At 38.8% G+C, this 23,516-nt stretch carries 23 protein-coding genes; 12 read left to right on the top strand and 11 right to left on the bottom strand.

Annotated features, from left to right (window positions below; translation table 11 throughout):
* The first annotated feature begins 585 nt into the window (after positions 1-585).
* The 3 genes from HS960_RS16130 to HS960_RS16125 are packed head-to-tail and all read left to right on the top strand — an operon-like array spanning position 586 to position 1,985.
* Positions 586-1,476 (top strand): DUF4886 domain-containing protein, encoded by an 891-nt coding sequence (locus HS960_RS16130; protein ID WP_227550316.1) that lies wholly within the window; start codon positions 586-588, stop codon positions 1,474-1,476.
* Between the two features lie 7 nt (positions 1,477-1,483).
* Entirely contained in the window at positions 1,484-1,678 is a 195-nt protein-coding gene (locus HS960_RS26810) for a DinB family protein (protein WP_200845703.1), read from the top strand.
* Positions 1,679-1,724: 46 nt separating this feature from the next.
* Positions 1,725-1,985 (top strand): DinB family protein, encoded by a 261-nt coding sequence (locus HS960_RS16125; RefSeq protein ID WP_227550317.1) that lies wholly within the window; start codon positions 1,725-1,727, stop codon positions 1,983-1,985.
* A gap of 76 nt (positions 1,986-2,061) precedes the next feature.
* Here the strand turns inward: HS960_RS16125 and sucD are convergent, their stop codons facing one another.
* Both sucD and HS960_RS16115 read right to left on the bottom strand, forming a co-directional pair.
* A complete protein-coding gene (sucD, locus tag HS960_RS16120; RefSeq protein WP_153847869.1) occupies positions 2,062-2,934 on the bottom strand; it encodes a succinate--CoA ligase subunit alpha in 873 nt (290 codons plus the stop codon).
* Between the two features lie 90 nt (positions 2,935-3,024).
* A complete protein-coding gene (locus HS960_RS16115; protein ID WP_153847870.1) occupies positions 3,025-3,558 on the bottom strand; it encodes an RNA methyltransferase in 534 nt (177 codons plus the stop codon).
* Between the two features lie 113 nt (positions 3,559-3,671).
* Here HS960_RS16115 and rpsT point away from each other — a divergent pair, with 113 nt between their 5' ends.
* Positions 3,672-3,926 carry a 30S ribosomal protein S20 gene (rpsT, locus tag HS960_RS16110; RefSeq protein WP_046671646.1) on the top strand — a complete coding sequence of 85 codons (255 nt, stop codon included), beginning with the start codon at positions 3,672-3,674 and terminating at the stop codon, positions 3,924-3,926.
* Positions 3,927-4,073: 147 nt separating this feature from the next.
* Here rpsT and HS960_RS16105 read toward each other — a convergent pair whose 3' ends face one another.
* Complete coding sequence (locus tag HS960_RS16105) at positions 4,074-4,925, bottom strand: 3-keto-disaccharide hydrolase (RefSeq protein WP_153847871.1); 852 nt, start codon at positions 4,923-4,925, stop codon at positions 4,074-4,076.
* A 39-nt stretch (positions 4,926-4,964) separates the two neighbouring features.
* Complete coding sequence (locus tag HS960_RS16100; protein WP_153847872.1) at positions 4,965-5,798, bottom strand: AraC family transcriptional regulator; 834 nt, start codon at positions 5,796-5,798, stop codon at positions 4,965-4,967.
* A gap of 433 nt (positions 5,799-6,231) precedes the next feature.
* Between HS960_RS16100 and HS960_RS16095 the strand changes: the two genes are divergently transcribed.
* Positions 6,232-7,728, top strand: a complete 1,497-nt coding sequence (locus tag HS960_RS16095; protein ID WP_153847873.1) for a succinate CoA transferase — start codon at positions 6,232-6,234, stop codon at positions 7,726-7,728.
* Positions 7,729-7,977: 249 nt separating this feature from the next.
* On the opposite strand, the gene HS960_RS16090 is transcribed toward HS960_RS16095, so the two are convergent.
* Positions 7,978-8,592 (bottom strand): DNA alkylation repair protein, encoded by a 615-nt coding sequence (locus HS960_RS16090; protein ID WP_202883695.1) that lies wholly within the window; start codon positions 8,590-8,592, stop codon positions 7,978-7,980.
* A gap of 16 nt (positions 8,593-8,608) precedes the next feature.
* Positions 8,609-9,106, bottom strand: a complete 498-nt coding sequence (locus HS960_RS16085; RefSeq protein WP_153847874.1) for a DinB family protein — start codon at positions 9,104-9,106, stop codon at positions 8,609-8,611.
* 317 nt (positions 9,107-9,423) lie between these two features.
* Between HS960_RS16085 and HS960_RS16080 the strand changes: the two genes are divergently transcribed.
* From HS960_RS16080 to HS960_RS16060, 5 genes are all read left to right on the top strand, one after another.
* Positions 9,424-10,470: an alpha-L-fucosidase gene (locus HS960_RS16080; RefSeq protein ID WP_153847875.1), complete on the top strand. Its 1,047-nt coding sequence runs from the start codon at positions 9,424-9,426 to the stop codon at positions 10,468-10,470.
* A gap of 83 nt (positions 10,471-10,553) precedes the next feature.
* Positions 10,554-10,961, top strand: coding sequence for an EthD family reductase (locus HS960_RS16075; protein ID WP_153847876.1), 408 nt, complete (start codon positions 10,554-10,556; stop codon positions 10,959-10,961).
* 184 nt (positions 10,962-11,145) lie between these two features.
* Positions 11,146-13,536 (top strand): PDZ domain-containing protein, encoded by a 2,391-nt coding sequence (locus HS960_RS16070; protein ID WP_159731951.1) that lies wholly within the window; start codon positions 11,146-11,148, stop codon positions 13,534-13,536.
* Between the two features lie 306 nt (positions 13,537-13,842).
* The gene (locus tag HS960_RS16065) at positions 13,843-13,992 is read left to right on the top strand and encodes a hypothetical protein (RefSeq protein ID WP_159731948.1); all 150 of its coding nucleotides are present in this window, start codon (positions 13,843-13,845) and stop codon (positions 13,990-13,992) included.
* A 43-nt stretch (positions 13,993-14,035) separates the two neighbouring features.
* Complete coding sequence (locus HS960_RS16060) at positions 14,036-14,467, top strand: DoxX family protein (protein ID WP_182330046.1); 432 nt, start codon at positions 14,036-14,038, stop codon at positions 14,465-14,467.
* Positions 14,468-14,554: 87 nt separating this feature from the next.
* On the opposite strand, the gene HS960_RS16055 is transcribed toward HS960_RS16060, so the two are convergent.
* The 3 genes from HS960_RS16055 to HS960_RS16045 all read right to left on the bottom strand — a co-directional run bounded on the left by HS960_RS16055 (position 14,555) and on the right by HS960_RS16045 (position 18,265).
* The gene (locus tag HS960_RS16055) at positions 14,555-15,847 is read right to left on the bottom strand and encodes a hypothetical protein (RefSeq protein WP_159731943.1); all 1,293 of its coding nucleotides are present in this window, start codon (positions 15,845-15,847) and stop codon (positions 14,555-14,557) included.
* Positions 15,848-16,496: 649 nt separating this feature from the next.
* Entirely contained in the window at positions 16,497-17,894 is a 1,398-nt protein-coding gene (locus tag HS960_RS16050; protein WP_159731941.1) for a M56 family metallopeptidase, read from the bottom strand.
* Positions 17,891-18,265, bottom strand: a complete 375-nt coding sequence (locus HS960_RS16045) for a BlaI/MecI/CopY family transcriptional regulator (RefSeq protein WP_112373710.1) — start codon at positions 18,263-18,265, stop codon at positions 17,891-17,893. Before HS960_RS16045 ends, HS960_RS16050 begins: the two co-directional genes overlap by 4 nt.
* 370 nt (positions 18,266-18,635) lie before the next feature.
* On the opposite strand from HS960_RS16045, the gene HS960_RS16040 reads away from it, so the two are divergent.
* Complete coding sequence (locus HS960_RS16040) at positions 18,636-19,211, top strand: 2,3-bisphosphoglycerate-dependent phosphoglycerate mutase (RefSeq protein WP_182330044.1); 576 nt, start codon at positions 18,636-18,638, stop codon at positions 19,209-19,211.
* A gap of 196 nt (positions 19,212-19,407) precedes the next feature.
* On the opposite strand, the gene HS960_RS16035 is transcribed toward HS960_RS16040, so the two are convergent.
* Positions 19,408-20,067 carry a metal-dependent transcriptional regulator gene (locus HS960_RS16035; protein ID WP_182330042.1) on the bottom strand — a complete coding sequence of 220 codons (660 nt, stop codon included), beginning with the start codon at positions 20,065-20,067 and terminating at the stop codon, positions 19,408-19,410.
* Positions 20,068-20,183: 116 nt separating this feature from the next.
* On the opposite strand from HS960_RS16035, the gene HS960_RS16030 reads away from it, so the two are divergent.
* Positions 20,184-22,499, top strand: a complete 2,316-nt coding sequence (locus HS960_RS16030) for a TonB-dependent receptor (protein WP_202883694.1) — start codon at positions 20,184-20,186, stop codon at positions 22,497-22,499.
* A 68-nt stretch (positions 22,500-22,567) separates the two neighbouring features.
* Here HS960_RS16030 and HS960_RS16025 read toward each other — a convergent pair whose 3' ends face one another.
* Entirely contained in the window at positions 22,568-23,092 is a 525-nt protein-coding gene (locus HS960_RS16025; RefSeq protein ID WP_070564708.1) for a hypothetical protein, read from the bottom strand.
* Positions 23,093-23,516 lie beyond the last annotated feature (424 nt).

Genomic DNA, 23,516 nt, shown 5'->3' with positions numbered 1-23,516 from the left:
TTGCTGGAAACAGTCAAGGGCTTCTTTCGTTTGGATACTTTTCCCGGTCGTCGATGAGCATTGTCCATCGGCAGCTGTTGCGCAACTCTCATTGTCCTCAGTGGTATGGAGCATCCTTGTAGCCAAGGGGAATTGTAATCCAGTGGACAGCAATCCTACAGCCTTCACTGACCGTGTCAAACCTTATTGCTTTTCACGAGTGTCCTATAGCCGTATATCGGTAAGTACAGCAAGGACTACTCGTAATTATTGGGGGAATATCCTGTTCTGCTACTATCCTTATCAAGCTATATTGTTTTTCATCTGTATCGTATTGCTGTATATCAATGGCCTTGCAGTAGCTACTTGTAATAAGCAGTTGTATATGCTATCCGACTGTTGGGAAGTATACAGGTAGTGGTTACAGATATAGCTCTCAGAATTACATGCTATACAGCTATTCTATACTATTATTAAGCTTTATCGGCAAATACCCCTGTCCCAGCTGCTATCTCGATAGCTTACAGATGGGAGGAAATCTCCCTTTCTAGGTATATCATTCGTATTTCTACGAGATATTATCTAATTTAGTTGTTATTGCATTATATGATGATAAAAGTAAAACAGGTATTGGTTTTTGGTTTTTTAATCGTATTCTTTTTGAAGAATAATCGATTAAATGCGCAAAATAAATCTTTAGATGATGGTGTGCTACGAATATTGGCCATCGGTAATAGTTTCTCGGAAGATGCTATCGAACAGAATTTATATGAATTGGCGAAAGCCGGCAAGAAAAAGATAGTGATCGGCAATCTCTATATTGGGGGAGCTCCTTTAAGTTTACATGTAAGTAACGCAAAAGAAGATAAGCCGGCTTATCGCTACCGCAAAATAAATCTTGACGGGCAAATGTCCGAGAAAGCGAATGAGCGCTTATCTGAAGCGCTTATCGATGAGGCTTGGGATTATATTAGCTTTCAGCAAGCAAGTCCGCTATCAGGAGATTATGATTCGTATGCGAAGGATCTACCGCCTTTATATGATTATGTGACAAAACATATTCTATTTCCTGAAACTAAGTATATATTGCATCAAACTTGGGCATATCAGAACGGTTCATCGCATGAAGGTTTTGTTCGCTATAACCGTAGCCAAGATAGTATGTATAGGGCTATTGCCAATACTTCGCAAGAGGTGTTTAACTGGGGTAATTTCGATCTTTTGATTCCTTCGGGTACAGCTGTTCAAAATGCGCGTTCGAGTTTTGTGGGGGATCATTTTACGCGTGATGGCTATCACCTAAATCTGAACTACGGACGTTTCGTTGCTGCCTGCACCTGGTATGAGGCATTATTCCATGAAAATGTACTGAACAATACATTTTTGCCGCTCAAGGTAACCTATGTAGAGGGAGAGATTGCGCGAGCGGCAGCACATAAGGCTGTGGAATTCCCCTATACTGTTACCGTATTAAAAGATTTTCAATTAATGAATTAGTATTTATATGAGTATCAAAAGGAGCTATTTGATCGAATTGGATCACGAAACAAAAAATACCAAACGTATTCTAGAACGGATACCGGACGATAAATTGGATTGGCGCCCACACGAAAAATCGATGAGTTTGGGCGAATTGGCCGCTCATGTTGTCGAGTTATATAACTGGGTACACAAGGCAATACCAAAGGACGTATTTTGATTTTAAAGTAGATTATAAGCCTCTCAAGGTATCCTCAGTAGAAGAGTTGAAAACAATCCTCACTCTTGGACTGGAAGAGAACAAGGCAACACTAGAGGATATCGCCGAATCGGATTGGTTTAATGAATGGGTGCTTAAAGCTGGGGACCATGAGATTGCCCGTTTGCCACGAGCTGGAGCGATACGTTTTATTGTCAATAATCATATTGTTCATCATCGTGGTCAGTTGACTGTTTATTTGCGATTATTGGATATTGCTGTACCGGGCTTATATGGACCATCGGCAGACGAAGCAATGTCTAGTTAATGTTGTCATCTAATTATTAGGTATAAAAAAAGGGAATCAAATTTGATTCCCTTTTTTTATATGCTCGATGGTCTAATTATTTAGCCAATTCTTCTGCGATTGCTTTTCCAATTTCAGCTGGAGATTCAACAACACGAATACCACACTCACGCATGATTTTCATTTTTGCAGCAGCAGTGTCATCTGCACCACCTACAATTGCACCAGCGTGTCCCATACGACGTCCTGGAGGCGCTGTTTGACCTGCGATAAATCCAACAACAGGTTTAGTACCGTGTTCCTTGATCCAACGAGCAGCTTCAGCTTCCATTCCGCCACCAATTTCACCGATCATGATGATCGCTTCAGTTTCAGGGTCATTCATTAATAATTCAACAGCTTCTTTCGTTGTTGTACCAATGATAGGGTCACCACCAATTCCAATTGCTGTTGTGATGCCTAATCCTGCTTTTACAGTTTGATCTACGGCTTCGTAAGTTAAAGTTCCTGATTTAGAAACAACACCCACATTACCTTTTTTGAAGATAAATCCTGGCATGATACCGATTTTAGCTTCGTCTGCAGTGATGATACCTGGGCAGTTAGGACCGATCAAACGAGAGTTTTTGTCGCTCAAGTAAGATTTTACTTGGATCATGTCTTTTGTTGGGATACCTTCTGTAATACAAACAATCACTTCGATACCAGCAGCGGCAGCTTCCATGATCGCATCTGCAGCAAATGCTGGAGGTACAAAAATAATAGAAACATTAGCTCCTGTAGTGTCAACTGCATCTTGCACAGTATTGAATACAGGACGGTCTAAGTGTTGTTGACCACCTTTACCAGGAGTAACACCACCAACTACATTTGTTCCGTACTCAATCATTTGAGTAGCATGGTAAGTACCTTCGTTTCCAGTGAAACCTTGAACGATTACTTTTGAATCTTTATTAACTAATACACTCATTTCTTCTTTAAATTTTGCACACAAATCTACTATTTTGCTTTCTAAAATGGAAGCAATGTGAATAGGAATGTGACCTTTATTGATAAATTTTTAATTGAAATTGCGTTTTTGGATAAAATCCCAAAGAATAATGCCAATTGCGACAGATACATTTAAGGAATGTTTAGTCCCGTATTGGGGGATTTCGATGCAGGTATCAATTTTTTCCATGACATTCTCATCGACTCCATTGACCTCATTTCCAAAAATCAACGCATACTTTTTGTCATTTTCTGGTTCAAACTGATGTAACATAACACTATCATCTGCTTGCTCGATGGCAATAATGACATACCCTTCTATCCGAAGCTGATCAACAACAGCTGTGGTATCTTTGTGGTATTCCCAAGCGACCGATTGGGTTGCCCCGAGGGCCGTCTTTTCGATTTCGCGATGGGGAGGTGTGCCGGTAATGCCACACAAGTGTATTTTTTCAATAGCAAATCCGTCTGCAGTACGGAAGGCCGAGCCCACATTATGCATGCTCCGTACATTGTCCATAACGATTGTGATAGGAGTTTTTTCTTGTTTTTTAAACGATTCAACATCTGTACGTTGAAGTTCATCCATCGATAATTTTTGCATGTCGCAAATATACTAAACCTAAAAAATAAAATAGATTTTGAATATTGAAAATAAGGTGTTATTTTTGCAGTCCGAATTACAAGAAAAAATTGAATAAAAATTAGCTAAAAAAAATGGCAAATCATAAATCAGCGATCAAAAGAATTAGAGCAAACGCTACTAAACGTTTAAGAAACCGTTACCAAGCAAAAACTACACGTAACGCAATCAAAAAATTACGTCACACTACTTCTGCAGAAGAAGCAAAAACATTGTTACCACGCGTAATTTCTATGCTTGATCGTTTGGCAAAGAAAAATGTGATCCACAAGAAAAAAGCTTCTAACAACAAATCTAAGTTAACAAAATTTGTTAACGGTTTAGCGTAAGCTTTTCGTACAGATATAGAGGGGTACAGCTCGCTGTATCCCTTTTCTTTATGTTATATACTTTGGATTTCTCTTTCCAAGCGAATGGTAAATAAAAAAGCATCGGATATCGATGCTTTTTTATTTTAAAACTGACCTACATTGTATTTATTGCTGCAAATTTGGAAGTAACTCAGCGATGATCTTTTTCAATTTGTTGGGATCTTTCATGTAAGGTTCTAAATCGTAAAGTTCCACCTTTTTGAAATCAATGGGATGACTCTCACTCTGAAGTGAAATAGTTCCCTTATTTAAAAGCTGACCATCTTTTTTCACTTTAGGATCGAAACCACTTACATTGCCGCCACCAATTTGGGGTTTATTATACTGTAATACGACCTTGTTTTCAAGGATATGCTGCACAAGAGAGTCTCCCAAGACCAAAAAATCAGCAGTTACCCACTGATCTCCAGCATAGGTTTTTGATGTTGAGCTAATGCAATGCGGTGTGAATAGCTTATTGTCGATCACAACGTTTGTGCCTGGTGTACAAAGGTTACTTGTGGTCCGTTCGTCCTTGCCATTTCCACCCAACAGTTGCCCTTCTATAGATATCGGAAAGTCTTGATCCACACCCATAGTATTAGGATTCTGTCCATGTAGCATGGCTCCGCTATTACGCCAAGCCCAACCTTCGCCACCATTTACCTGTTCACCGACAAATCTGTAAGTGACACGCAACAAATAAGCAGAGAATTCTTTATTGTAGAAGAGATGGCCATACTGAAAATTGAAATTATCATAACCATCATATCTTACCTTGAGTAAACCGTCTTCTACACGAAATGTATTTTTGTAATTATCCCCAACTTTGTGGTTTCTGATTTTTGGGGTCCAGTTCTTCAAATCTTTCCCATTGAATAACTGAATGGGTTTGGGTTTCTTATCTTGAGATTTGGCAAATAAAGAAGTGCTAAGCAATAAAATTCCAGCACTATAAATGATATGTTTGAATTTCATCCTGAATTAGGTTTATTGACCTAAATTAGGTAAACATTTTTAAATAAGCAATTCTTTTTGTTTGACATATTCGCTTGGACGGATACCGACGACCTTATTGAATGTGTTACTAAACGTGGGGAGGCTATTGTATCCAACTTTGAGTGCAACTTCATTTACACTTAGTTTTTCGTCTAAAAGGAGCTTAAGAGCGGTTAGCATTCTGAGGATCGTGTAGTACTGGATAAAAGACATATTTAATTCTTTTTGAAATAGTCTGGCTAATGTACGTTCACTAATGTTAAATAATCCGGCAAGTTTTTTAAAGCTGACATTTTCCTCTATATTCTCTTCGAGGTAAGTGACGATATCCTTTAATTTCTGATGATTAGGATAAGGCAAGGCCAATGGAAGCTCATGTAGCGATAATTCCGGCAGGATAAGCTTAAATGCTGTAGCGATACTATATTTAGGTTCTTCGACCGGAAATATATTGCCATTCCAGCGGTTGGTAAACATAATCAGCTCTATCAAAAGATCATTTACTGGATAAATCCCCATTTTACTGTAGAAGGGTGCATCATTATTGGCTTTGGGAAAGTACAGATTACGCATAACGACCTCAGGGGTACTTGGATGAATACTATGTTTTATGCCAGCAGGAATCCACAAATAATGACGGGCAGGTAGAAAATATGATTTTTCCTCTGTTTTAACAAATACGACACCACCTTCTGTATATAAAAATTGGTCCTTATCGTGGCAGTGTTCGGAAATATGATTCTCTGCAATAATAGCGTGGTGACAGTAAATGCTATCTTCAAATGAGTCTACTTCCGTCATATAATAGCGGTTGACATATTTAGCATCTGTCGTTATATCTTGTGTATTCATTTTAACCTATAATACTATACCACAAAGGTAAGACTTTTTTACTATACCCCACCTTTACTTCTTGAAAGTGAGTGTATGCTTACGTTAAAATGGCAATTAATCGACCGGAGAGTTAGTCTTTACTTACTTTGATTTTATCTTTATTATTGTAAGTTGTTTGTTATCAGTGTGATATATATTATCGATCAGTGTGATATAAAATATTTTTTTATTGTGATTTGTTGTATATTTTTGATTTGTAGTGAGTTGTGACTTTTTAGTCTCGTTTGGATAATTTTGTGTCGAATGGTAATAAATATGCAGGTGAAAAAAATGCTAAAATTGTTTGGTTAAGAGGTTGGAAAATATAACAAAGAACTTTTCCAATAAGGGAAATATATAGGTTTCAATTTCTTAAGTTTACAATAATGGAATAAAATCAAACTATAACAATATGGCTTACGAAAGAATAAAAGTTCAAAGCTTACATAATAAAGTGATTACAGCGGAAGAAGCTGCTAAACTATTTCAAAACGGAATGGTCGTTGGGTCGAGTGGTTTTACTAAGGCTGGAGACAGTAAGGTTGTGTTACCTGCCTTGGCTGAACGTGCAAAAGTGGATCCATTGAAAATAACCTTGATTACCGGGGCTTCGTTGGGACATGGAACGGATGGTAAATTGGCGGAAGCGGGAGCACTATCTAAGCGGATGCCTTTTCAGGTAGACCGTATTTTACGTAATAAAATTAATGCTGGAGATGTGCTGTTTATTGATCAGCATCTAAGCGAAACAGCCGAATTGCTGCACAATAAGAATTTGCCTCAGGTGGATATTGCTGTTTTGGAAGTAGCAGCAATAGAATCAGACGGAAGTATTGTTCCAACGACTTCTGTGGGAAATTCGGCTACTTTTGCTGCATTGGCTAAGCAGGTTATTTTGGAGGTAAATACTGCGATACCGATGACTATTAAAGGGATACATGATATTTACCAAGCGGAAGATTACCCTCGCCGTAATGTTATTCCAATTGTAGCTCCAGAAAATAAAATTGGGCGTAAAACTATTCCTTTGGACGCAAGCAAGGTGGTGGGAATTGTGTTTACGAATGAGCTTGATAGCCCAGCCGATATTGCTGAACCGGATACCAAAACTACAGCGATAGCGAAGCATATTTTACAGTTTTTCGAAAATGAAGTAGAGTTAGGTCATTTGTCAGAAAGCTTGATGCCTCTCCAAGCGGGTATTGGAAAAGTAGCTAACGCTGTTCTGACCGGATTTATACATAGTAAGTTCCGTAATCTAACGATGTTTTCTGAAGTGTTGCAAGATAGTACCTTTGACCTTATCGATGCTGGAAAACTGGATTTTGCTTCTGCTTCTTCAATTACTGTTTCGGAAGAGTGTTATTCAAGAGTGTTCGATCATTTGGATCGATACCGTGATAAAATTGTATTGCGGCCACAGAACATTTCCAATACACCTGGACTGATCAAACGTTTGGGGATTATAGCAATTAATACAGCTATAGAGTTTGATATTTATGGAAACGTAAATTCTACCCATACGTCGGGAACAAATATCATGAACGGTATCGGTGGATCGGGTGACTTTGCACGCAATGCTTACTTGAGCATCTTTGTTACACAGGCAGCCTCTAAAGGGGATGCAATTTCTCATATTGTTCCTATGGTTTCTCATGTAGATCATACCGAACATGATGTCGATATTTTGGTAACAGATTATGGTTTGGCAGATTTGCGTGGTTTAGCGCCTCGTGAGCGAGCGAAAGTAATTATTGAGAACTGCGTACATCCCGATTATAAGGAGCAGCTATCAGACTATTATAACCGCGCTTGTGAAAGGGGAGGGCATACACCACATTTGCTAGAAGAGGCTTTTAGCTGGCATATTAATCTTCGTGAAAAAGGAACAATGAAAAAAGACCAATAACCGAGGGCGCGGTTACATATGGACTAAAGGTATAAAGAAAGGCGCGGTTTAATTGTAGACTTCGCCTTTCTTGATGTATAACTATCGCAAAGAAAATCACGCATTCATTTCATTGGTTATGATGAACCATTGTGGCTTCCTACTGGATCTGTTTAGCCCCCAATTTGTGGCGAATGAGACCAATGGTAATTTTTGTCCGAAACCATTGTTTAGTTTCTGGCGATTCAATTACTTTACTGTAGCAAGCAACTAGCTTAGGGTGAAACTTTGCGATTGTTTTGGCCCCCAGCCAATTCCTTTCTTCACGTGGAAATCTGTCTTATTGGATAGTGAAACCAACAGCTTCAACAAAATGTCTACGTATGTGGCTGGTAGTCCCTTTTTTACAGCATAGTGCGTAGCTACACCAATGGTACGGACAATCCATTTATCAGGATGATGAGCTAATTCTTCTAATAATGGTATTGCTTTTTTAGGTGAAGTCAACAGCGCATGACCAAGTACGCGTTCGCCGATGATATCACATACGTACCATTGATTGCCCATGGTTATATAGGTGCAGGCTTTATGGATAGATTCTTCAAAGTGTTCGGTGAGACGTTGCTGAAGAATTATTCCCGTTAAAACATAACTTCCCATTTCTGTTGTGGCAATGAGACGATCTGTCAAGTGTAATTGCTCGGCCTCAGGCACGAATAGCATAATTTCCCTGGCCGCGAACTCCAGAAGTGGAAATCGTACTTTCTTTTTCAGTAAACACTCTTGTAAGCTTAATATAAGGCATTCAATACCGGATTGCTGCCCTTGCTGTTTCGCCGCTGCGACAATTTCTCGGATCTGTACTTTACTGGTAATTTGGTCCATGGCGTTGCTCCAATCCCTATTGTTGATCTTTATAAATATTCCAATAATTAAAGTCTGTCATTGGGGCATCCGTTATTCCAATAGCCCGGCCCATTGTAACGATCTGTCCCCTGTGATATGTTCCGTGAAGGATCAGCTGTTGTATGTATTCATATTTCGTGAAGTCGCATTGAAACCATGGTGATTCCACTTTGATATTTTTTTCAAGATCCAACTCAGATAGCTTGTGTATATAATCCACAAGTTGAACTGAACTTCTTCTTAGTGCTTCAAATATTTCTTCTTTTGTGGTTCGCTTTTTTTCAAAATCAAAATCATTGCTTTCTGCAATGTGGCTCCACCAATATTCCTGTGTCTGCAAGATGTGGTTTAAAGTTTTCAAAATGGTCGGGAAGCTTGAAGGTACCTCTTGGTTAAGTTGGTCATCCGATTTATCAGCCAGCCAATTGATGTATTTATTAACGACCCAGTTGTTATACTCTGCGCTTTTTGTGATTAAGGTCTTTAAACTCATAATTTCAATCTATAGTATGGTTTTTAATGATATTTTTACTAAATATAAATCCTTTTTGGAAAGAATTTATATTAAATTTCATAGCAGATAGACTGTTTGATAAGCTGCTTTGGAAGTTTTTATTTTTTATAAAATTGTGACAGGTATAGACCTGTACGCTAAGCGTAACTTATTTGAAATAAATAAAAAGTGTTGTTCATATTTTTTATATTTATTTTGCAATAGCAGAATGGTTTAGCATTTGCCGAATGCGCGTGAGATACCAATAGAATATTTGACAGCCGCTTGAGCTTGTTGGATTAACCAATTATATAAATATGATAAAAGCAACGCATTGTATTCTTTCTCTAATAGCCATGTTGTTTATGAACATGGGAAACGCCCAAGTTAATTATTTACAGGAGTCCAAAAAGGATTTTGATGAACGAATGCATTGGTTTAGGGAAGCAAAATATGGAATGTTTATTCATTTTGGACTTTATAGTCAACTTGGAGGGATGTATAAAGGGAATTCAACTAAAGGATATGCCGAGTGGATACAATCGGAAATGAATATTCCGAAGGCAGCCTATTCGGAACTGATCAACACATGGAACCCTAAGGACTTCAATGCGGATCGTATTGTTCAATTGGCTAAGGATGCCGGAATGAAGTATATTGTCCTGACGACCAAACACCATGAGGGGTTTTGTCTGTGGGATTCCCCCTATACAGATTATGATATAGCTTCGACGCCAATGAAAGGAAGAGATCTCGTGCGGGAGCTGTCCACAGCTTGTAGGAAAGCTGGGATTAGATTTGGTACCTACTACAGTATTATCGATTGGCATCACGATTCGCAATATGTCGATCCCAATGGTAAAGGAGATTGGGGCCAGATCCTCATTAAGCCAGAACAGAAAGCCGCTTATATTCAATACATGAAAAATCAATTGAAAGAATTGGTTGTTAAGTATGATACTGACATCCTGTGGTTTGATGGGGACTGGGTGAATTGGTGGGATATGGCCGCAGGAGAAGATCTTTATCAATATCTACGCAAATTGAAGCCCTCTCTTATCATTAATAACCGCGTAGCAAAGCGTGATCAATTTAAGCGAGATTTTGGAACGCCTGAACAAGAACATCCTGGAGCGTTACTGGATTACGATTGGGAAGCCTGTTATACCCTGAACAATTCTTGGGGATATAAAAAATCAGATAATAATTGGAAATCTCCTACAGAAGTAAATACTAAGCTACGGGAGATAAATGAAAAAGGTGGAAATTTGTTGCTCAATATTGGACCTGATGCTGACGGAAATGTGCCGGTTGCTAGTAAAGATATTTTGTTGAAAGCAGCCGCAGAGCGCAAAAAGAACTAATCTAAGCAATATTAGCTGTTTATTGAATCATGGTAAATGTTTTTGGAAAAAAGAGTGTTATTTAATCTTACTTATCAACAAATATGAAAACAAAGATCATTTTAGTTATGGTTTTGATAACCATGCTGTTGGGGTTTCAGTGCAATGCAAAGGCAGATCCACCTTTTCATAAAAAGGGGATGATCAAGGTATCGATCTTTTATCGCAATGGACCTGGAAAGACATTTGATTGGGATTATTATCTCCCTAAACATATTGCGCTTGTCAAAAAAGTTTACGGTAAAGCACTGAAAGGCGTAACCATTGATAAAGGGTTTTCGGGACGTAGCTCAGCAGAAGGTCCGATCTATTTGGCCATTTGCCATTTGTATTTTGATTCTGTTGCGGCCTATCAGGATCCTTTAAAAGAAAATGGGAAAAAGTTTGCCGAAGATTTCCCAAAGTATACGAATATTACGCCAGAGGTACAGATCAGTGAAGTGATTCAATAGACCGTTCGTTAATTCGCCGAAATACTATTGTTTTGTGAAATATTAACCTGATCGAATGAAACACGAACTGATAAAGTCGTTTGTGCATAGCAAACGACTTTATTTTTATGGTCTTATAGACCTAACTATATAGCGGGTTTATAGTCGATGTAATCTAGCTAAAACTATATGAACGATTAAAATTATGAAGATATCTTGTATGCTATTTCCAAAATTATTATTTATTGGCCTTACCGGTGTCACTTCGCTTAGCGTGCGTGGGCAACAGTCTGGCTCGGTCAAACGTATTTATGTCAGTACAAAAGGAAGTGATAGAAACCAAGGAACTAAGGGAAGTCCCTATGCCACAGCTGAGGCCGCACTGCGATCAGTAGAAAAACAGAAACAAGGGAAAAATACACCGGGCATCGAAATCATCTTTATGGCAGGCACCTATCAACTGGATAAACCGATTGAATTGTCTGCTGGGATATCGGGTACAAGAAGGCAACCCTTGCGGATTAAAGCCGAGGATGGAGCACAAGTTACACTGAGTGGTGCCAAATCGCTTAACCTCAAATGGAAACAGGGCGATCATGGTATTTGGGAGGCTAAGGTCCCAAGAGGAGTAAACGTCCAAAGTTTATATGCTAATGATAAGCATCTTGTCCGGGCACGTTATCCAAACTACGATCCCACTGTCTTGCCATTTCAAGGCTATGCTGCAGATGCATTAAGTCCCGAACGTGTCGCAACCTGGAAAAACCCTAAGGGGGGAATTGTACATGCTTTGCATGCTGGTCGCTGGGGAGGATTCCATTATAAGATTACCGGAAAAGATGGCTTATCAACAGTTACACTTGAAGGTGGACAGCAAAATAATCGTCCCAGCAAAATGCACGAGACCTATCGCTTTGTAGAAAATATCTTTGAAGAACTCGATACCTTTCAGGAGTGGTATTTGGATGAGGAGAAAGCACTATTATATTATATGCCTGCTAAAGGAGTTGATCCCAACCAGCTAAAGTTTGTAGCACCACAATTGGAAAATCTAATCCATCTTTCAGGTTCATCTTCCAGCCCAGTGCATGATATTGAGGTTAGTGGCCTTCGCTTCATGTATACTGCTCCTACCTTTATGAAAACAAGCGAACCGCTCTTACGTAGTGATTGGACGATCGATCGACAGGGAGCGGTAAAGATTGAAGGTGCGGAAAACTGTATTTTCCGCGCGAATGATTTTATCGCTTTGGGCGGCAATGCAATATTTGTTAATAATTACAATCGCGGGGTCAAAATCGAAGGCAACCGGATTGAACAGATCGGTGCAGGAGCGATTAATTTTGTAGGAGATCCAGCGGCGGTACGCTCACCGGAATTTCGATATGAAAAATTTGTTCCGTTTGCCCAAATGGATACCATCAAAGGGCCAAAAACCGATAATTATCCTATGGATTGTGAGGCGAGTGACAATCTGATTCATAACATTGGATTGATCGAAAAACAAGTCGCCGGTGTACAGGTCTCCATGGCTGAATCTTTACGAATTTTGCACAATACCATTTACGATGTGCCTCGAGCAGGTATTAATGTAGGTGATGGTACTTGGGGCGGTCATGAGATAGCTTACAATGATGTTTTTAATACAGTCCTGGAAACCAGCGATCATGGAGCCTTCAACTCATGGGGTCGCGACCGATTTTGGCATCCTAATCGAAAGGAGATGGATGAACTGACGGAGAAACATCCCAATTTAATATTGCTGGATGCAGTCAAAACAACCAAAATTCATGATAATAGATTTCGCTGTGATCACGGTTGGGATATTGATTTGGACGACGGATCTTCCAACTATGAAATTTACAACAATCTTTGTTTAAGTGGGGGACTAAAACTAAGAGAAGGATTTTATCGCAAAGTGTATAACAACGTGATGATCAACAATGGTTTTCATCCGCATGTCTGGTTTCAGAATAGTCACGATGTATTCCGTAATAATATTGTGATGGAGTCCCATCAGGATATACAGGTCAAGTATTGGGGGGAAGAGGTAGACCATAATATCTACGGGAGGCAGGATGACCTAGACAAAGATCGGGCGAAAGGCATAGAAAAACATGGTCGTGTTATTCAATTGAACTTTACGGATCCTGCACATGGTGATTTCCGATTGAAGAACTGGAACGATCAAGATTTTAAAAATTTTGACATGCTGCATTTCGGGGTTATGAGTAAAAGACTTAAAACTCTTGCCGCTAGTCCTGAAATACCTCAGTTGATCCAATCCGAAGCAAAGGAACAGGGGAGCAGATGGGCCTGGAAGTCGGGCTTATTTAAATCAGTGGAGACTTTGGGAGAGCAGTCGGCTGCGGGCCTACCCTCGATAAACGGCGTGCTGCTACTCCAGTTGGATGAAAAAGGCAATCTTTATAAAAGCGGTTTGCGTGTCGGTGATGTTGTACTGAATTACCAGGGCGAGAAAATAAATCAATTAATAGACTTGCAACAAGCGATTAAAAAGCATGTACACGCAGACCAGCCGAAGGTGTTAATTTTTAGAAACCAACAGCAGCAGGAATTAACGCTGCAGCTGTAGCAAATTTTCTATAGGCAGATTGAAATATAGTATTGTACTTTGGCTTGTTGACACGCGATATCACTATTGTGGGGATTTAACAGTAAACCAATGCAGTTTTGATAGATCGATCATCTTATGACGATGCTTAGCTTTTGTTTATAATTTTTATTTCCATTGGGACTATTGAGCATCTTGGTCGTCATTATAACAGTGTGTTATCATTTAATGGAGTAGACACATGATATTAAATTCTTATTCGTATTAATTGATGTATAAGGCTGTACAGCACCCACGTGCTGGCAGCCTTATTGATTTAACTGTGCAATGGATTTACCCACAGGTGATCGCCGAACGATGAGCGTGGAAGTGAAGGTACAACAGCGGTATGACAATGAGGAGGGGCTTTGTCGGTATGGGATGGTTGAAACAAGTTTCTTAAACTGGTTTAAGTTTGGACTGTTTTTGTTCTCTTAAATTTGATTTATATCGTTTACACCATATTTATATAATTTATACCATGTATAATCAACTTTTTGTACGTATAGCTGTATCGACAGCATTTTTGTCTGCTGTTGCAGATCGTTTTGGGGTGTGGGGGGCACCGGGGGCATCACATGTTTCCTGGGGAAATTGGGCCAATTTTGTAGCCTATTCAAATACCCTTAATTTTTTTGTGCCCGAATCTTTCGGCAATATACTTGCTATCGGTGCAACATTATTAGAGGTTGTTTTAGCAATCCTACTGCTGATCGGCTATAAGTTGCGTTTTACTGCATTTGTTGCCGGGATTCTACTGATCAGCTTTGCGATAGTGATGACCCTCTCGTTAGGAATTAAATCGACGTTCGATTATTCAGTCTGGGTAGGAGCGGCTGCCTGTTTTCTACTGCGTACTGCCGATAACTTTCCCATTAGCATAGACCGCTATATTGAACTTCGAAAAAAGTAAATGGATAGATGATCTTCTCATTTTAGGAATAGATCTCAAAAATATAAAAATGCCGTTAAACGAGTTTGTTTAAGGGCATTTTTAGGATTACATTTCCTTTAAGTTTACCTCTTTCTTTTCACCGTCTTTGTCGATGGTAACGTGTTTCTCAACATTGGCTTTGTCGACATAAGATGATCTTGCCGTACCGTAATTTGTCGTGGAACCTGTATAACCCCAATAGTTATAATAATTGGTGTAGCCTGATACATAGGAATAGTTGTAAGAATTGGTGAAATCGAAGCTCGCCATAATCACGTATGCACCTGGCATGAGATCTGCAAATTCGAAACGCCCCTCATCATCATACACTTTTGCTTTTTTAACAGCATAGCCAAAATCAGGGTCTAATGGAACTTCCTGGACCTTTTTCTGTTTTCGGATCTTTTTATTGACTTCCAGCCATTCTTCGTAATAAGCAGAGTTGGCGAATAGCGTAATTTCTGTCCCTTTTGGAGCATATTGCTTTTTGGCAGTATTCACGAGCCCGCCAAGTTTTTTTCCGGAGCTAGATCGTGCGTAAGCCGTCCCGATAATAACACTGCTCCCCTGAGAAACCTGCTGGGCAGCCTGTTCTTTGTTGAATCTATTTTTAATAGGTTGATAGTCCAGTTCTTCGTTTACGGTAATTTCCCACTTTCCGTTTCCCATGGACATTTCCCTTTGCCATAATCGGCGATCTTTCTTATCGATGACATAATTGTAGATGGCTCCGGTACTTTCTTCTAAAAGTGTAACCAGCCAACTGTCGTGCTTACCTGTTTTTGGGGAACCATAACTGTAGCTTTTTACTTCCTTGATGGTATAGTCTTCGACAAAAATGTTGGAATCACTATTGTAATAAAATTGCGGGATGCGCGCTTTATACCCTAGATCTAAAGGTAGAGTTGAAATCAGATGATCTGTCCAGTTAAAATCTACAAAAGGTCTAGTTGGCTGTAAGTCGATCTTTTTTTCCTTTTTAGTTTTCTTCGAATAATAATTACCTGTAATTGTTTCTGCAAAGTTGAGGTTTACTTTTGTTTCCTTGCCATCGCTCGAGTAGCTGATGGACCGAAGTGTTTTTGCGTCGGCAATCGTCGTGCGGATCGAAGTCCAGGCATTGTCTTTCGGAACATAGGTATTGGTTAAGGTCAGCTGATTGTTGGCCGCTACGATATCGTAGGTCAATGATCCTTGTTTGTCCCAGGTATTATCTTTAACATAATATACCGTATACAGTGATTTCTCCGGTTTTATATAGTTGGTATTGATATCGCTGCTACCAGGGGTGACGGTCTTTTGACATAATCCTACGGCCGGAAGTAAGCCTACTCCCAAAACAAAGGCATATAATTTCATATATGTGAACTATAGTTAATGAAAAACAAGTTGTTTTCTTGTTCGATTTATTTATCTAAGGTAATAAAAAAGTTTTTTATTTTTTGCTGGGGATAGCCTCGTCGAATAGGCTTATGCTATAGCGGGAATTTGACGTCGTACCCTTTTGGAGCTTGTTCGAATATTGATGATATAAAGATGAAAAAAATAAAACGGAGGTATTTCTACCTCCGTCGTCATGCTCTTTTGAGCACCAGTGATGATTAGAAAACAATCTTTGCGATGACGATCAATAGTTATCTTCCGCTTCTTTTTCTTTGTCAATGATAGAAGAGCGCATCCGGTAGACATTCATTTCACCTAGATGGGTGTAACTTTTTCCGCCGTTTTTAAGGATCATTAGCTGGACATGATTGCTTTAAAAATAAACTATAGTAGAATTTGTCGTTTTTTAAACCCGAATTCAATCCTTAATTATATTCTGGAAAATGCTGATGTTTATTTTTAACTTGATTTTAGATTATATCAATATCTATAAGAAGAGTTGGTACATTAAATTTTGGATAATCTAAACAACATTCTGGTTTATAGGTGAGTAATCGTGAGGAGTAGACATAACGCAATAAGAGGAATTGTATTCCTCTTATTGTATTCCGAAGAATTCTGCTATTTATTTTTTATTTACAGATTTTACTTCTACTTCGGGTTTCATTTTTAGGACGATCTTTGCGGGCGTTTCCTCCTTAACTTGAATATCTTTTTGATCTTGATTTGAACTGACATTGGCGGAAAGATTGATCCGCTTTGGTTGACGCAGTTGAATATCTTCGACCCTTACTTCCTCAATTTTAGGTGCTACTTGCACTTCTTCAATTATCGCCGAAGTTTTTTTTGATGGAGTAGATTTTTTTTGAGGTTCCGCAAATTTGACCTGTTCAACACTTACTTCCTCGATTACTTTGGGTGATTTTTGAGGTGGGGCAGGTTTTTTTCGAGGTTCCGGGAAACGTACATTACCTTCCTGTTGGGAAGAAGACCTACGCTGGGATATCATTGGCGGAGCCATTTCCTTTGTCGGTGATTTAGGAGATCTTCCACTAGTTTTAGGAGCGTCCGGTTGCTTTGATGCAGGCGGCGTTATTGCGGTGTTGGCAGCTGCTGCTTTTTTTGTCGTGGTCGGCGTTGTTTTCTGTGCCTCCACATGTGTTGAAAACAACGTAGATATCGCTACTGTCAGTAATAAAGTAAGCCCGGGCATTAGCAAGAGTTTACTTCGGGTTGTTCTTTTTTGTAACATAATTAATCGTTTTTTTGTTGTTAAAAAATTAAAATTACTGGCCGGTAATGTGTTTATATCAGGGGTGGACATGCTCCACTCGATAATCAAATGTTGGTATCTTAACTTTTCATGAATCTTGACTACGGCATCGTCTGCAAGGTATTCATGGGTTTGTCGGATCGATTTTTGAATGAGATAAATGAAGGGATTGAACCACAAAAATATACCCAAAATCTGCATAAAAAGTATATCCATCGAATGGCGTTGATTGGAATGGGCCCGTTCGTGCGTTATAATTGACTGATCAATACCGCGCTGTTGGTAGGCCTCTTTGGGAACATAAATTTTTTGAAAAAAGGAAAATGGTGTTTTTAAGCCATGTATGCAATAAATGGACTGTTCATCGGTTGGTGTGGCACTTCGGATATAATAAAGGAATTTGCGGTATAACCATACCTGTTTCAGAAGTAATGCAATAGTGACAATTACATAAATCAGCAGAGCGCCATCGTACCAATCGACGTGATAATTATTGAAGAGTGCTGAATCTGTTGCGGGCTGTTTAATGATCGGCCCCGCAGGGGTAACATCACTGTTTCTGTCGTTCAGTAAGTTGAAAATATCAAATGGGACAACGATCTGCACCAATGGAATGACGACAGATAGGGGGATAATCCCGAGTAAATAAAAACGGTTGAATATCAGTAGTTTTTGGTTGCGTAGTATTGACCAATAAATAAGATAGAGTAAACCCGAACAGGCTATCAGTTTTCCAATATATAGCATCATGTCTCTTTGTTTTTAATTTCGGAATCAATTATATTTTTCAGTTCCTCCAATTGCTCTTTGCTCAGCTGAGATTGTTTAGTGAAAAAAGAAGCAAATTTTAATGCTGAATTGTCGAAGTAGGTTTCTACGATATCATTTACATGTGCTAAGTAATAGTTGTCTTTATCAATTAGTGGATAATACTCTCTCGAATTTCCATAAAGCACATAAGATATCGCCCCCTTTTCAGTCATTCTCTTCAATAATGTAGCAACAGTTGTTGGCGCTGGTTTAGGTTCAGAATACGCTTCCATAAGATCTTTCATAAAAGCTTTTTTCATGTCCCAGATGTAGCCCATCAATTGTTCTTCCGTAGCTGATAATTTATTCATACTACAAATATAGAATATATTCTACATTGTGTAGAATTAAAATATGTTAAATAATTTATGTTGTTTTATTTGATTGATTTATAGGTGTTTATTTTTTTTAGTTCTGGTAATGAGGATAGTTTTCACCCTAAAATTAGTTGCTGTTCCCGGATATAACCGATAAGTTTATACAAATAATAGGGGAACTGAATATGTCAGTATATTGTTTTAACTAAAGGATCTGTCGTTGGATTTTGAAGTACTTCGATCCTAGGTTTAGGTGATTTGATCGGGACTAAATGGTATAAATAAAACAAAATGGAATGTATCGCTATTATATATGATGTTGGGTACGTAGTGAGAGACCGTTTAGAAAAACTTTGGATAAATAATGGCAAAACTTTTTTTAGTCCGGCACGGACAGTCGCAATGGAATTTGGAAAATCGCTTTACGGGATGGCAAGATGTTGATATTACTGAATTGGGACAACAGGAAGCTCGGCAGGCAGGACTGGCTCTGGCAAATGAACCAATTGATATAGCGTATACGTCGACACTTATAAGAGCGCAGCATACGTTAAGTATTATTTTGCATGAAATGGGCGATCCTCCCATCCCCATTGTTATAGACGCTGCTTTGAATGAACGAGGTTATGGAAAGCTTGAGGGCTTGAATAAGGCCGAAACAGCCGAAAAATATGGTTCTGAACAAGTGCATATTTGGCGCAGATCTTTTGATGTGCCTCCGCCTGGAGGTGAGAGCCTGAAAGATACATACGAACGTGTTATTCCATATTATGAACGTTTTATAGCACCCAAACTGAAAGAAGGTAAAAATGTACTCGTTGTTGCGCACGGCAATAGCCTGAGGGCGCTGATTATGTTTTTGGAACATCTTTCTCCGGAGCAGATATTGGAACGGGAGATTGCTACCGGGCAACCAATCAAGTATCAAATTGAAGAATAAACGCCCAATTTTTACAAATTGATAGTTGAACTGTAGAGACTAATAATTTATCGTATTTCTATAGATTCTCCGGGTTTAGCATTTTAAATATTTACTTATTTTTGTTAGTTGTTTCTAATATTTTTTTTCTTAATAAAGAGAAATAACAGTAGATTTCATTTCAAAAAATAACATTTGGATCTCATTCTCTCCTAGTTTAGGCGATAGGGCGTACAAGTAGTGTTGCGGTGACTTTGCTGCTTAGCACTTCCGTTGGCCTGTCTTTGTATTCCACTGTGATGCTAGCATCAAACGGTTCTATTGATTTGATTGTTAAAGTCGTACCGAGCTCGAGATTTTTCGCTGTCAAATATTGTAAAAGCTCCTTTGAAGATGGCTGAACCGCCATTAATGTAACTATATCACCTACTTTACAACTATTTAGAAACACATAGTTTTCCAAAGGCATAACCCCATTAGAATCGGGAATTGGCGACCCGTGGGGATCCACAGTCGGATAACCCAATAACTCATCCATTTTACTGAAAAATTCGGGCGAATGGATATGCTCAATCTGTTCAGCAATCTGATGGACTTCATCCCAGGCAAACCCCATTTTATCAACCAGATACATTTCAGTAAGTCGATGTTTCCGGATAATAAGGGCGGCTTCTTTCTTTCCTTCTTCAGTTAACCGCAATGGTTTATAGCTTTCATAATGAACGAAACCTTTGTCGGCTAGTTTTTTCATCATACTATTTACTGTGGGCATCTTGATGTCGAGCCTTTTACTTATTTCATTGACATTCGCATCACCCTTTAGGTAAGTGAGGTTATACAATGCTTTTAAGTAATTCTCTTCGGTCTGTGAAATCATAAGACAAATTTATTAAATATTAGCCGTGTCTAATAATTATGTTATAATTATTTTGTTAGCCTAATCTAACTTGTTAGATTTGCTAATCTAAATTTATAAATATAAAAAAGCAAAACATGATGAAAGGGTACAGTGCTCATTTGACAATAGCCATGGTGCTTACAGGATTTATTTCCTTTGGACAGACAGGTAAGATTACTGGTAAGGTTTACGATAAGAATGGTGTGCCGTTAGGAGCAGCATCCGTTGTTATTCCAAAATTACAGATAGGTACCAAGTCGAACAATTCGGGAAGGTATATCGTTGAAAGTATCCCCCATGGTACCTGGGAAGTGGAAGTAAAACACATTGGATTTAAGGAATTCCGTGATTCAGTAAAAGTCGGTCCAGGGGTATTGACCAAAGATATTCAGTTAGATGGGGCTGAACTTTTACTGGATGAAATTGTGGTAACGGGTACCAAAACATTTAAAAGGAAAACAGAGAGTCCTGTAATGGTAAATATTTTGGATAGCAAGACTTTGGACAATCTACAAGTGTGTAACCTTTCGGAGGGTTTGAAGTTTCAACCCGGATTGCGCGTAGAAACAGACTGTCAGACCTGTAACTATACGCAATTGCGGATGAATGGACTTCAGGGTGGTTATTCACAGATTCTGATTAACGGTCGGCCAATTTTCAGTCCGTTGATGGGACTTTATGGCATGGAGCAACTACCGGTCAATATGATTGAAAAAATTGAAGTCGTTCGCGGAGGCGGCTCCTCATTGTATGGTTCAAGCGCAATTGGCGGAACGGTGAATGTGATTACAAAGCTCCCACGGGCAAACAGCTATGAAATCAATTCTTTCTATCAGCGTATAGGTGGGGGGACAAATGATTTTAACCTCGGGGGCAATGCAACATTAGTCAACGAGAAGGGGAATGCCGGAACTTCATTCTTCTTCAACAAGCGGGATCGTGGTTTCTATGATGCAAATGGTGATAATTTTTCTGAAATGCCCAAAATTGAAAATACCTCTTTAGGAATTAATTCATTCTATCAGTTTTCGGATAATCAAAAATTAGAAGTCTCCTTAAGCAACCTGAATGAATATCGTTTCGGTGGTGAAATGACCGATAAACCTGCGTATTTAACACTGCAGTCAGAAGAGCGGCATCATAAAATTTGGATGGGAAGCACTGATTATCAGATTAACTTCAATCAAGATAAATCGGCATTGATCGTCTATACTGCTTTTCAAAATACCAATAGAAAACATTATACCGGCGTATTTCCAGATGATCCTGAGGCGATTGAAAATCATCTTAAGCATCCACCTTATGGGGATTCTAAAACAACAACACTTCAGGGAGGTTTTCAATTGAATCATGAGATCCGCAATTTCTTTAGTGGTCGTAATGTATTGACCATTGGATCGGAGTATGTTTCTGACAAAGTTTATGACGAAATTCCGAGTTATAATTATCTCGTGGATCAGCATACCAAAGATTGGGGAAGCTTCTTTCAAAGTGATTGGGATTTGGCGACTAAGTTTAATGTATTGTCGGGTGTTCGGGTTGACAAACATAATTTATTGCATAAAGTTGTTGTCAGTCCGCGAATAGCACTCCTTTATAAATATGCCCCAACAACACAATTTCGATTAAGCTATGGAACCGGCTTTAGAGCGCCACAGGCATTTGACACCGACCTGCATATCGCATTTGCTGGTGGCGGCGTATCGCGTGTACAGTTATCTGCTGATTTAAGGGAGGAGCGTTCAAAAAGCCTGAGTGGTTCGATAAACTACGACAAAGCAACTGAAACGTGGATAGCAGGCTTCACCCTGGAAGGATTTTATACGCACCTGAATAATGCATTTGTACTTGAGGAAATCGGTGCAGATAATTTTGGGAAGATTTTTGAAAAGCGAAATGGAAACAACGCAACAGTAGCCGGAGGAACATTGGAATTACGTGTAAATTATGCTAAGAAGATTCAGTTGGAAACTGGATTGACAGTGCAGCAAAGCAAGTATGATAGTCCGGTGTCGTATTTGGAAGGAGTAGCTCCAATTCGATCATTTTTGCGGACACCCAACGAATATGGTTTTGCCAACCTCAATATTACAGGAAGTAAACCCTGGACAATCAATTTAAACTATGTTTATACGGGAAATATGCGTATTGCCCATGTCGGGGGAGCAGATAATTTTCCTGACGATCAAATGGTACGGACAAGAGCCTTTTCGGAGCTCAATAGTAAAGTAGCTTATGCATTTAACTTACCTAAATACAAAAATGTCATTGAGCTTTATGCAGGGGTAAAAAATATTTTTAATGCGTATCAAACTGATTTTGATACCGGGAAAAATCGCGATAGCAATTACATTTATGGCCCCAACATGCCAAGGACATACTTTGTCGGTGTAAAGATAAAAACACCTTAATGGTGAAAACAAAAAATCCTGCCACACCGATGATGAGCAGGATTTTTGTTATTTGTATTCGCGTTATGCTATTTCAAAACGAATTTAAATCCTAAAGAAAAACGCGATGGCTCGAAATTAGAACCATGAGAAAGATTCCACCAAGGTTTCCAGTCGAAATGCATGGCCAATGGCGCAGAAGGTATTTTGAACTCTAGACCCAAAGCTGGACGGATCGCAAAATCAGTATGTGTTTTTCCATCTTTCCAATGGTAGTCGTCATACCAGTCGTCGTGCCATTTACCATAATCAATAAATGATACTTGTGGACCAACACCAATGTACCATGAAAGACCTCGAGATCCAGGAATACGTTTGTTGTATGAATAATCCACGCCGATAACAGTAATATTGTCTCCAAATAATACTTGTGCATTTCCAGCATCATTTCCACCAAAATTGTGTTTTATCTGTGGACCGAATAATGTTTGACCATCGCCGACATCTATTCCAAGACCAATGGCTGTCCGATAGGGAGTTTGTGCGTTTGCTTGCTGATGAGCGACAAATAGTAGCGTAAAAAGTGTTAGAAAAGGTAGAATTACTTTTTTCATGATAATTTAAAAAAATATAAGTTGTGTGTTTCCGATTAGAAAGCTTTCGCTGTTCAAACAAATAGTTTGCCAAAGATTTTTTTTAATGTTTTGATAAACAATAAATGATTTGTAACTACTTCTCTTTTAGTGCTTTTTTTTTTGTAGATAATCTAAAAATAACCCCAACTATATACATAATAGTCATATTCTATTTGCGAGGAGCCTGCTTTTCCAAATAAACAACCTGTGATTGGTCTGTTTTTTATAGCTGGACTGTTTTAACAGGAAACAAAATAGAGAAGATGGAGTCAAGATACTTTGATGAAAAGAAAACGGAGCCCCTTAAAAAAGTGCAGTATAGACAATTTTGTCGCGAATAAACCTGAATAAGATCGCATACTTCTTTTATTTAAAAATCAATTTGTCTATGTTTGGCGTAACA

The organism is Sphingobacterium paramultivorum (assembly GCF_014109745.1).
Classification (GTDB): Bacteria; Bacteroidota; Bacteroidia; order Sphingobacteriales; family Sphingobacteriaceae; genus Sphingobacterium; species Sphingobacterium paramultivorum.
This window is presented reverse-complemented; position numbering and strand designations above follow the sequence as displayed.

Coding starts and splice junctions, on each gene's coding strand:
- HS960_RS16130 (WP_227550316.1), top strand. CDS start 586: ATGATGATAAAAGTAAAACAGGTATTGGTTTTTGGTTTTTTAATCGTA.
- HS960_RS26810 (WP_200845703.1), top strand. CDS start 1,484: ATGAGTATCAAAAGGAGCTATTTGATCGAATTGGATCACGAAACAAAA.
- sucD (WP_153847869.1), bottom strand. CDS start 2,934: ATGAGTGTATTAGTTAATAAAGATTCAAAAGTAATCGTTCAAGGTTTC.
- HS960_RS16115 (WP_153847870.1), bottom strand. CDS start 3,558: ATGCAAAAATTATCGATGGATGAACTTCAACGTACAGATGTTGAATCG.
- rpsT (WP_046671646.1), top strand. CDS start 3,672: ATGGCAAATCATAAATCAGCGATCAAAAGAATTAGAGCAAACGCTACT.
- HS960_RS16105 (WP_153847871.1), bottom strand. CDS start 4,925: ATGAAATTCAAACATATCATTTATAGTGCTGGAATTTTATTGCTTAGC.
- HS960_RS16100 (WP_153847872.1), bottom strand. CDS start 5,798: ATGAATACACAAGATATAACGACAGATGCTAAATATGTCAACCGCTAT.
- HS960_RS16095 (WP_153847873.1), top strand. CDS start 6,232: ATGGCTTACGAAAGAATAAAAGTTCAAAGCTTACATAATAAAGTGATT.
- HS960_RS16090 (WP_202883695.1), bottom strand. CDS start 8,592: ATGGACCAAATTACCAGTAAAGTACAGATCCGAGAAATTGTCGCAGCG.
- HS960_RS16085 (WP_153847874.1), bottom strand. CDS start 9,106: ATGAGTTTAAAGACCTTAATCACAAAAAGCGCAGAGTATAACAACTGG.
- HS960_RS16080 (WP_153847875.1), top strand. CDS start 9,424: ATGATAAAAGCAACGCATTGTATTCTTTCTCTAATAGCCATGTTGTTT.
- HS960_RS16075 (WP_153847876.1), top strand. CDS start 10,554: ATGAAAACAAAGATCATTTTAGTTATGGTTTTGATAACCATGCTGTTG.
- HS960_RS16070 (WP_159731951.1), top strand. CDS start 11,146: ATGAAGATATCTTGTATGCTATTTCCAAAATTATTATTTATTGGCCTT.
- HS960_RS16065 (WP_159731948.1), top strand. CDS start 13,843: ATGGATTTACCCACAGGTGATCGCCGAACGATGAGCGTGGAAGTGAAG.
- HS960_RS16060 (WP_182330046.1), top strand. CDS start 14,036: ATGTATAATCAACTTTTTGTACGTATAGCTGTATCGACAGCATTTTTG.
- HS960_RS16055 (WP_159731943.1), bottom strand. CDS start 15,847: ATGAAATTATATGCCTTTGTTTTGGGAGTAGGCTTACTTCCGGCCGTA.
- HS960_RS16050 (WP_159731941.1), bottom strand. CDS start 17,894: ATGATGCTATATATTGGAAAACTGATAGCCTGTTCGGGTTTACTCTAT.
- HS960_RS16045 (WP_112373710.1), bottom strand. CDS start 18,265: ATGAATAAATTATCAGCTACGGAAGAACAATTGATGGGCTACATCTGG.
- HS960_RS16040 (WP_182330044.1), top strand. CDS start 18,636: ATGGCAAAACTTTTTTTAGTCCGGCACGGACAGTCGCAATGGAATTTG.
- HS960_RS16035 (WP_182330042.1), bottom strand. CDS start 20,067: ATGATTTCACAGACCGAAGAGAATTACTTAAAAGCATTGTATAACCTC.
- HS960_RS16030 (WP_202883694.1), top strand. CDS start 20,184: ATGATGAAAGGGTACAGTGCTCATTTGACAATAGCCATGGTGCTTACA.
- HS960_RS16025 (WP_070564708.1), bottom strand. CDS start 23,092: ATGAAAAAAGTAATTCTACCTTTTCTAACACTTTTTACGCTACTATTT.